At 51.2% G+C, this 8437-nt stretch carries 9 protein-coding genes; 8 read left to right on the plus strand and 1 reads right to left on the minus strand.

Annotation, left to right across the window (positions count from 1 at the left end):
• Positions 1 to 35: 35 nt before the first annotated feature.
• The 7 genes from AAAU26_RS01820 to mobQ all read left to right on the plus strand — a co-directional run bounded on the left by AAAU26_RS01820 (position 36) and on the right by mobQ (position 6113).
• On the plus strand, positions 36 to 1907 hold the full coding sequence (locus AAAU26_RS01820) for a recombinase family protein (RefSeq protein WP_055061394.1): 1872 nt from the start codon (positions 36 to 38) through the stop codon (positions 1905 to 1907).
• 79 nt (positions 1908 to 1986) lie between these two features.
• Complete coding sequence (locus AAAU26_RS01825; protein ID WP_006060444.1) at positions 1987 to 2178, plus strand: transposon-encoded TnpW family protein; 192 nt, start codon at positions 1987 to 1989, stop codon at positions 2176 to 2178.
• A 133-nt stretch (positions 2179 to 2311) separates the two neighbouring features.
• Complete coding sequence (locus tag AAAU26_RS01830) at positions 2312 to 2626, plus strand: hypothetical protein (protein ID WP_055061395.1); 315 nt, start codon at positions 2312 to 2314, stop codon at positions 2624 to 2626.
• An 84-nt stretch (positions 2627 to 2710) separates the two neighbouring features.
• On the plus strand, positions 2711 to 3271 hold the full coding sequence (locus AAAU26_RS01835; protein ID WP_196032420.1) for an RNA polymerase sigma factor: 561 nt from the start codon (positions 2711 to 2713) through the stop codon (positions 3269 to 3271).
• A complete protein-coding gene (locus tag AAAU26_RS01840; protein WP_005922899.1) occupies positions 3268 to 3984 on the plus strand; it encodes a hypothetical protein in 717 nt (238 codons plus the stop codon). Before AAAU26_RS01835 ends, AAAU26_RS01840 begins: the two co-directional genes overlap by 4 nt.
• A gap of 89 nt (positions 3985 to 4073) precedes the next feature.
• Positions 4074 to 4370: a DUF3847 domain-containing protein gene (locus AAAU26_RS01845; protein WP_196032418.1), complete on the plus strand. Its 297-nt coding sequence runs from the start codon at positions 4074 to 4076 to the stop codon at positions 4368 to 4370.
• Between the two features lie 231 nt (positions 4371 to 4601).
• On the plus strand, positions 4602 to 6113 hold the full coding sequence (gene mobQ / locus AAAU26_RS01850) for a MobQ family relaxase (RefSeq protein ID WP_196032425.1): 1512 nt from the start codon (positions 4602 to 4604) through the stop codon (positions 6111 to 6113).
• A gap of 64 nt (positions 6114 to 6177) precedes the next feature.
• Here mobQ and AAAU26_RS01855 read toward each other — a convergent pair whose 3' ends face one another.
• On the minus strand, positions 6178 to 6342 hold the full coding sequence (locus AAAU26_RS01855; protein ID WP_158538937.1) for a hypothetical protein: 165 nt from the start codon (positions 6340 to 6342) through the stop codon (positions 6178 to 6180).
• Positions 6343 to 6434: 92 nt separating this feature from the next.
• Between AAAU26_RS01855 and AAAU26_RS01860 the strand changes: the two genes are divergently transcribed.
• A complete protein-coding gene (locus tag AAAU26_RS01860; RefSeq protein ID WP_227619716.1) occupies positions 6435 to 8336 on the plus strand; it encodes an AAA family ATPase in 1902 nt (633 codons plus the stop codon).
• Positions 8337 to 8437: the final 101 nt, after the last annotated feature.

Genomic DNA, 8437 nt, shown 5'->3' on the forward strand with positions numbered 1-8437 from the left:
TGGAGTGCATAATTTTAAGTGTAAATGACACATACATGGACGCACAGGAGGTTATGCACATGACTGATTATAGCAAAATTACAGCCCTTTACTCCCGCCTTTCCGTGGGCGACGAGGACAGGGACGGCGGCGAGAGCAACAGCATACAGAACCAAAAAATATTTTTGGAGAACTATGCCAGAGGGCAGCACCTGACCAATATCCGGCACTACATCGACGATGACGAAAGCGGCAGATTTTTTGACCGTTCCGCCTACTCCCGCATGATGGACGATGTGGAAAACGGGAAAATCGGTGTCTGCATTATGAAAGACCTTACCCGCTGGGGGCGCGACTATCTCCAAGTAGGCAATGCGATGGAGATATTCAGACGGAACAATGTGCGCTTTATCGCGGTCAACAACGGCATTGACAGCGAGAAGCCCGACACATTGGAGTTTGCGCCCTTTATCAATATCATGTCGGAGTGGTATGCAAAGGACATCAGCAAGAAAGTGAAAACGGGCATTAAGACCAAAGGCATGAGTGGAAAGCCGATTGTCACCGAAGCCCCTTACGGCTATATCAAAGCCCCGGATAACAAGGACTTTTGGATAATCGACGAGGAAGCCGCCGAGGTTGTACGCCTTATTTTCCGTCTGTTTTTGGACGGGAAAAACCGAAACCAAATCGCCGTATATCTGACACAGGAACAAATCCCGTCCCCCACTTTCTACATGAAAGACCGCGGGCGGGGAACCTGTAAAAATAAGACACTCAACGAGGATAACCGCTGCAAGTGGAACAAAGCCACCTTGACCAATATCCTCACACGGCAGGAGTATTGCGGCGATGTGGTCAACTTCAAGACTACAAAGCATTTCCGGGATAAACATAACCACTATGTAGACCGGAGCCAGTGGCACATCACAGAAAATGTGCATGAGCCGATTATCAGCCGCAGCGATTTTGAAACCGTACAGCGGATTTTGAAAAACGCGCCCGTCAAACGCCCCAACGGGGACGGGGAAATCCACCCTCTGTCCGGCTTGCTTTTCTGTAAGGACTGCGGCGCAAAAATGCACATTCGTATAGATTACCGGAACGGCGGCAAGCGCCATGTTGCCTATTGCAGCGAGTACCACAAGGGAAAAGCCAAGAACCCTAAATGCCACTCCCCGCACATCATGGACGCGGACTTGCTCATGCAGACCATCACGGAAGTGCTGAAGAAAATCGAGGACTATTCTATCAGCAATCGGGCGGAGTTTGAAGCCTTAGTGAAAAAGAACCTTGCCATGCAGCAGACCGACCAGACCAAGAAACAGCAGAAGCGTATTCCGCAAATCACGACACGCCTTGAACAGATTGACAAGGTGCTGAACAAGCTCTATGAGGACAACGCCCTCGGCACGATCCCGCAAGACCGCTATGAGCAGATGTCGCAGAAGTATTCAGAAGAATACTACGCGCTGAAAGCGGAACTTGCCACGCTACAAGAGCAGCTATCCGCTTATGAGAACGCGGGAGGACGGGCGCAGAGGTTTTTGAAGCTGACGGAACGCCATGCCGCCTTTACCGACCTTACACCCACCATTCTCAACGAGTTTATCAGCCGGATTGAAGTGCATGAGCGCGACCAGAAAAGGGCGAGATACGCAATCCAGCACATCAGCATATATTTCAATTATATCGGCAAGTTTGAGAATGAAGTGACACAGCTTGCAGAACCGACCGAGCAGGAAATCCGGCAAATGCGGGAGGAAATCGAAGAAGCCAAAAAGGAAAAGAGCCGCGCCTATCACCGGCAGTATTCAAAGGAGTACCGGGCGAGAAATCTTGAAAAGCAACGGGAGTATGACCGCATGAAAGCGCGGGAATACCGGGCAAGGCGAAAGGCACAGGCAGCCGCACAGCCCACACAGTAAAACAGAATAACCGTCAACCAAGAGGGATTTTCCGAACTACGGGAAATCCCTCTTTTGCGCCCAAAGAAAGGAGCCGCCTATGGCAGAACAGACCCCCGACAGTATCATCACGACCCAGAGGAACGGGCAGACCATTGTTGCGGAGTTATTTTTCAATCACAGCAGCACAGAAACATTCCGCGACAAGCTGCTCAAACTGGTACTTGCCGACAGCTCGCGTTTATCCGCGTCTGACGGTCAAGAGCCGGAAAAAACAGAAATCTTGCGATAACAGCCGCCCCGACGATACACTCCCTGTCCGGGCGGTTTCTATTTGAAAATCCTCATTTTCCCCAAGTCAAGAGCCAAGAAAAACACCCGAAAAATGCCCCTATTGCGTAACAGGGGCGCAGAAAGGAGAGTTTATGAGAACAGGGCTTACGAAGCAGGAAAAGACCACCGATATATGGTTTGACGAGAAAGACCCCCTTATCCATATCCGCACACACAACACCGACTTAAAGAAGCGGCTTGCCGCCTACTCCGGACAGTACCCCGACCAGTGCCGCCAGACCGACGCAGACCCCGAAACGGGTTGCATGGAGTTTGAGATTGTAAAGGGGCGTTTCTCTTTCCGTCTGACCGCCCCATACAGCGAAGAACGGAGGAACGCCGCCAGCAAAGCGGCAAAGAAACATTCCGGCAACTTGACACACCCTATTCAAAAAGATGTGCTATAATTTTTTTGAAAAAGTTTCGGATTAGATGTAGTATTTGCCGCTGAAACCGTAGTACATAGGTGAAGCCCGAAAGGAGGCGGTGAGATGATAGACGACGAAAAAATCATAGAAATGTTTTTTGGACGTTCAGAACAAGGCATACGAGAGCTGGATATAAAATACGGAAAGGTCTGCCACAATCTTTCCTACCATATCGTAGGCAGCAGACAAGACGCGGAGGAATGTGTAAACGACGCTTATTTAGGCGCATGGAACGCCATTCCCCCGGCACGACCTAACCCGCTGCTATCTTATCTTGTTAAAATCGTTCGGAACATTTCACTCAAAGTCTATTGGAGAAAGGAAGCAGCCAAACGGAGCAGCCATTACACGATTGCTTTGGAAGAAATTGAAGCCTGTATAGCAGCCCCGAATACAGTAGAAGCAGAAATCGAAGCCAAAGAGTTAGCCCGTATCATTGAAGCATTTTTAGACACGCTGACTACCGAAAACCGCGTTATTTTCATGCGCCGCTATTGGTTTTCCGACAGCTATAAGGACATAGCCGAGTTTATGGGGCTTTCAGAAAAAAACATTTCTGTCCGGCTGACCCGTATCCGCGAGAAGATGAAGCAATATTTGATTGAAAGAGAGGTATTCGTATGAACGCAAAGAAGTTTTCCGACGCTATGAGCGAGCTTGACACAAAATATGTCGATGAAGCCCTTAACTACAAAAAGAAAGCAAAGAAACCCGGTTGGGTTAAGTGGGGAGCTATGGCGGCTTGCTTTGCAGTAATTGCTGTTTTAGGCGTAGGCGTATTTCAAAGTGGATTGTTCGGGAACAAAACTGACATTGCCACTTTGGACAACGGAAATGAAATCATCTTTGTAAAATCGGAAACTGCTGGCTCAAGCATTGACATTGACGGGACTATAACAACAAGGCAACTTACGGAAACGGAAGCTGCATCTCTTTTTCCAAACTTGACCGTTACAGCTCATGCAGTTTTTCGTGTTGATGATACTGTTTCCGACAGCAACAAAGAATTGATTGGTTTTGAGGGAAAAATCGAAAATGCCAAAGTGGTAATATCTACAACGGATATAGCACTACTTGATACGAAGATTGTAGGAAGTGAAGAAAGTAGCGAAGTAAATGGCACAAGCGTGACGGCAGGATATTTTGTAACAGACCGGAACAGCGTGGGAGAACAGAATGTAATTTACTATGCGACCTTTAAGTTGGGAGATAGCACCGTATACGTTGAAAATGCGGGTGCAAAAACTGAAAGCGAAAGTGTGAAAAACGATTTGGCTACCATTATCCAAGAGCTGATAAATAATGGTGCGCTTGACCTAAGTTCTTTCAACGGATAACCCCATGAAAATTTAATACTACCATCAGGACAGCCGAGCAAATCGACTGTCCTTTTTCTATGTCTACGGACAGAAAGGAGCGACCACCCATGACGAAACCGAGAGAGAAAACCCGCGAGGAATTGCAAGCCGAGATTGAGGACGGAAAGAAGAAAATCCAGCAGTTTGAGAACCGGGAAAAAATGTTGCGTCAGAAGCTATCCAAAGAGGAACGCAGAACGCGCAGCCACCGCCTTATTGTCCGGGGCGCGGTCTTTGAAAGCGTTGTGCCGGAAGCAAAGAACATGACCGACGAGGAAGCCGCTGCGCTTCTCCGGCTTGCCCTAACCAGTGAGCCAGCGCGGGAGTTTTTGAAAAAACGAGCCGAAAGCGGGAACGCCGAATAAATCCCTTTGGAACAAAGGGCGCACTTATACACCCTTACGGGCGTGTGCGCTCTGCCGAGGGCTTATCTCCGCGCAGGGAGATTTCCCCGCGCTCCGATATGGCGGCTTTGCCGCAACAAGGGGCTGCACCCCTTGCGCCGCTTCGCGGCTATCCCTGCACACCCACAAAAACAGTACACCCGCCGTTGGCGTCTGTACTGTTTTTGCGGGTTTTATTATCCTATCCGGGAGGTGATACCCATAGCCATTTACCATTGGAACATCGGCATTGTGAGCCGAGGAAAAGGCAAATCAGCCGTTGCCGCAGCCGCCTACCGAAGCGGCGAAAAGCTGACAAACGAATGGGACGGAATGACCCATGACTACACCCGCAAAGGCGGCGTTGCCCATACAGAAATCATGCTGCCGCCCCACGCACCGCCCTCATTCGCTGACCGTTCAACCTTGTGGAACAGCGTGGAGCTTTACGAGAAAGCCGGGAACGCCCAGCTTGCCAGAGAGATTGACGCGGCGCTCCCCATAGAATTATCCAGAGAGGAACAGATCCGGCTTGTCCGGGAATACTGTTCCTCTCAATTTGTTTCCAGAGGAATGTGTGTGGATTTTGCCATTCACGACACCGACAGCGGCAATCCCCATTGTCATATCATGCTTACCATGCGCCCCCTTGACGGGCGCGGCGCGTGGGCGGCAAAGTCCAAAAAGGAATATGACCTTGATGAAAACGGTGAGCGTATCCGCTTGCCAAGCGGCAGATATAAGACGCACAAGGTTGACCTCACGGGCTGGAACAGCCAAGAGAATGCGCTTGTTTGGCGCAAGGCATGGGCTGACTATACCAACGACTTTTTGGAGAGGAACGGAAGCCCGGAGCGTATCGACCACCGCAGCAACGCCGAGCGCGGCATTGACGAGATACCCACCGTCCACATGGGCGTGGCGGCTTGCCAGATGGAGAAGAAAGGTATCGCCACCGAGAAAGGCGAACTGAACCGCAATATTCAAAAGGCAAACCGCCTTATCCGGGAAATCCGGGCGCAGATTGGGAAGCTCAAAGAATGGATTGCCGACCTGTTCAAAGCGCGGGAAACCGCCCCAGAACAGCCGTCGCAATCTCCCGACCTCGCAAATCTGTTGATGAAGTATTTGAGCGTTCAGAGAGAAAAGAGCCGGAAGTATTCACAGCGTTGGCAACAGCAGCACGCAGCCGAAGAACTGAAAACCATAGCGGCGGCGGTCAACTATCTTTCCGAGCATGGTATCTCTAATCTTGATGAGCTGGACGCAGCCCTTTCCTCTGTCAGTGATAGAGCCTATTCAATCCGGGAGGGAATGAAAACCGCCGAGCAGCGCATGAAAGAACTGCAAAAGCTGATAGAGAACGGCGAGAATTATTTGCAGTATAAGCCCATTCATGCCGAACTGAAAAAGCTGAAAAACGGCTGGACGAACAAACGGGATAAGTATGAGGAAGCCCACCGCGCCGAACTGACCCTATGGAACGCAGCAAGCCGCTATCTCCATGCAAATCTGACAGATACAAAGACGCTGCCTATCTCCAAATGGAAACATGAATACGCCGACCTCAAAGAGCAGAGAGATACCGACTACACCAAACTGAAAGCTACCCGCGCCGAGGTTGCCGAGCTTCAGAAGATACGCAAGTGCGTTGATATTGCACTGAAAGCCGAGCAGCCGGAGCAGACACAGAACCACACCAAGCGGCAGGAACAGGAGCGATAAAGAAAAGGACGGGCAAGCTGATTTGCCTGTCCGTCCTCTATTCCCATCCGACAAAGGAATGTGTTCACTTCTTATCGGGTAAAAATGTCATTATAACGCCAGTAATGCCGATAACTGAAAAGATTAAAGCCCATTTGAAACTTAAATCAAAAAAAGCCACATTGCCATATCCTAACATCAGCAGGATACTAACTAAAATCAATGCTATACCTTGCAGTTGCCTTTTCATACAATCACACTCCTTTGTCAAATTCAAGTTTGTTGACTTTATTTTACTTCAAAACTATGAACAATTCAACCACAGAAAGAGAGGTATTAACCATGTATTACACCCAAGAGCAGATAGACCGCGCCAACCAAGCCGACCTTGTTTCTTTCCTGCAATCACAGGGCGAGCAGCTTACCCGCGCCGGGAATGAATACCGTTGGAAACGGCACGACAGCTTGACCGTCCGGGGAAACAAATGGTACAGGCACAGCCAGAGCAAGGGCGGCGGCCCCGTTGATTTTGTCATGGAGTTTTTCGGCAAGAGCTTCACCGAAGCCGTTGAACTGCTGACAGGCGAAAAAGGAGCCGCCCCGCCGCCGGACAGACATTGCCCCGCGCCCCTATCCGACTTCCGACTGCCACCCCGCAGCACCGACAACCGCATAGCGAGGAACTACCTCACAGCAGCCCGCCGCATTGATGAAGATGTGACGGGCTTTTTTCTTTCCAATGGCGACATTTACGAGGAAGCCGCCCACCATAACGCCGTATTCGTCGGCAGAGATGAAAGCGGCATACCGCGATACGCCCATCAGCGCGGCACAGCCGGGAGTTTTCGGCTTGATGTGAAAGGCAGCGACAAATCCTTTAACTTCTGCTACCGTGGCGAGGGCGAAAGGTTGTTTGTCTTTGAAGCCCCGATAGACCTCTTATCTTTCCTCTGCCTGTTCAAAAAGGGCTGGCAGAAGCAGAGCTATTTATCGTTGGGCGGCGTAGGCGAGAAAGCCCTCTTACGCTTCCTCTCTGACCGTCCAGACATTCAGACCGTCTATCTCTGCCTTGACAGCGACCAAGCCGGAAACGATGCTTGCAGCCGCCTTGCAGAGCTTGTGCCGGAGGGCTTGACCGTCCACCGCCTTGTGCCGCTTTACAAGGACTGGAACGAGGTATTGCAGCACCGGGCAGAAATCGCGGACGGGAAGTATATCCGGGAAGCGATTTACGGCTTGAAAGAGCCGCCGCAGGAAGAAACCGTTGAGATTATCCGAATGAGCGAGGTTGATACACAGACCGTTGAATGGCTATGGGAGCCGTATATTCCCTTTGGGAAAGTAACCATTGTGCAAGGCAATCCCGGCGAGGGCAAGACCACCTTTGCCCTACGCCTTGCCGCCGCCTGCACCACCGGGGGAACGCTGCCGGGAATGAAGCCCTTGCCGCCATTCCAAGTAATTTACCAGACCGCCGAGGACGGGCTGGGCGATACCGTCAAGCCCCGCTTAATAGAAGCCGAAGCCGACCTTGACCGCGTGCTTGTGATTGATGAAGCCAAGCGGGAGCTTACCCTGTCCGACGAGCGCATAGAGAAAGCAATTACGCAGAACGGGGCGCGGCTGATTATCCTTGACCCCATACAGGCGTACATGGGCGACAAAGCCGACATGAACAAGGCTAACGAAGTGCGCCCTATCTTCCGCCGCCTTGCCGATGTTGCCGAGCGTACCGGGTGTGCCGTTATCCTTATCGGACATCTCAACAAAGCTGCCGGAGGGCAGAGCGCATACCGGGGCTTAGGTTCTATCGACTTCCGCGCCGCAGCAAGGAGCGTCCTACTGATCGGGCGCGTGAAGCGAGAACCGAATGTGCGCGTTATCGTCCATGACAAATCTTCCCTTGCGCCGGAGGGCAAGCCCGTTGCCTTTTGCCTTGACCCGAAAACGGGCTTTTCGTGGATAGGCGAATACGACATCACCGCCGACGAACTGCTGTCCGGCGCGGGCGGGAACACCGCCACCAAGACCGAGCAAGCCGAAAGGCTGATACTTGACCTATTGGCAGACGGAAAAGAGCTTGCCAGCGAGGACATTGTAAAAGCCGCAGCCGAAGCCGGAATATCCGAGAGGACAGTACAGAACGCCAAGCGCAACATGGGCGGCATTTTAGGCGCAAGGCGTGTCGGCGGTCAATGGTACAACTTCATCAAGAAGAAGCAGCCACCCGAACCCGCAAGCTGAAAGTGCAAAACGCAGACCCTTTGCACTTTGCACTTTCGCACTTTCACGATAATTAGCGTCAATAACTCAAAAAAGCACTTGACAAAACGCTTCATGGGGCA

It is taken from the genome of Faecalibacterium longum, assembly GCF_040094125.1.
Lineage (GTDB): Bacteria > Bacillota > Clostridia > Oscillospirales > Ruminococcaceae > Faecalibacterium > Faecalibacterium longum.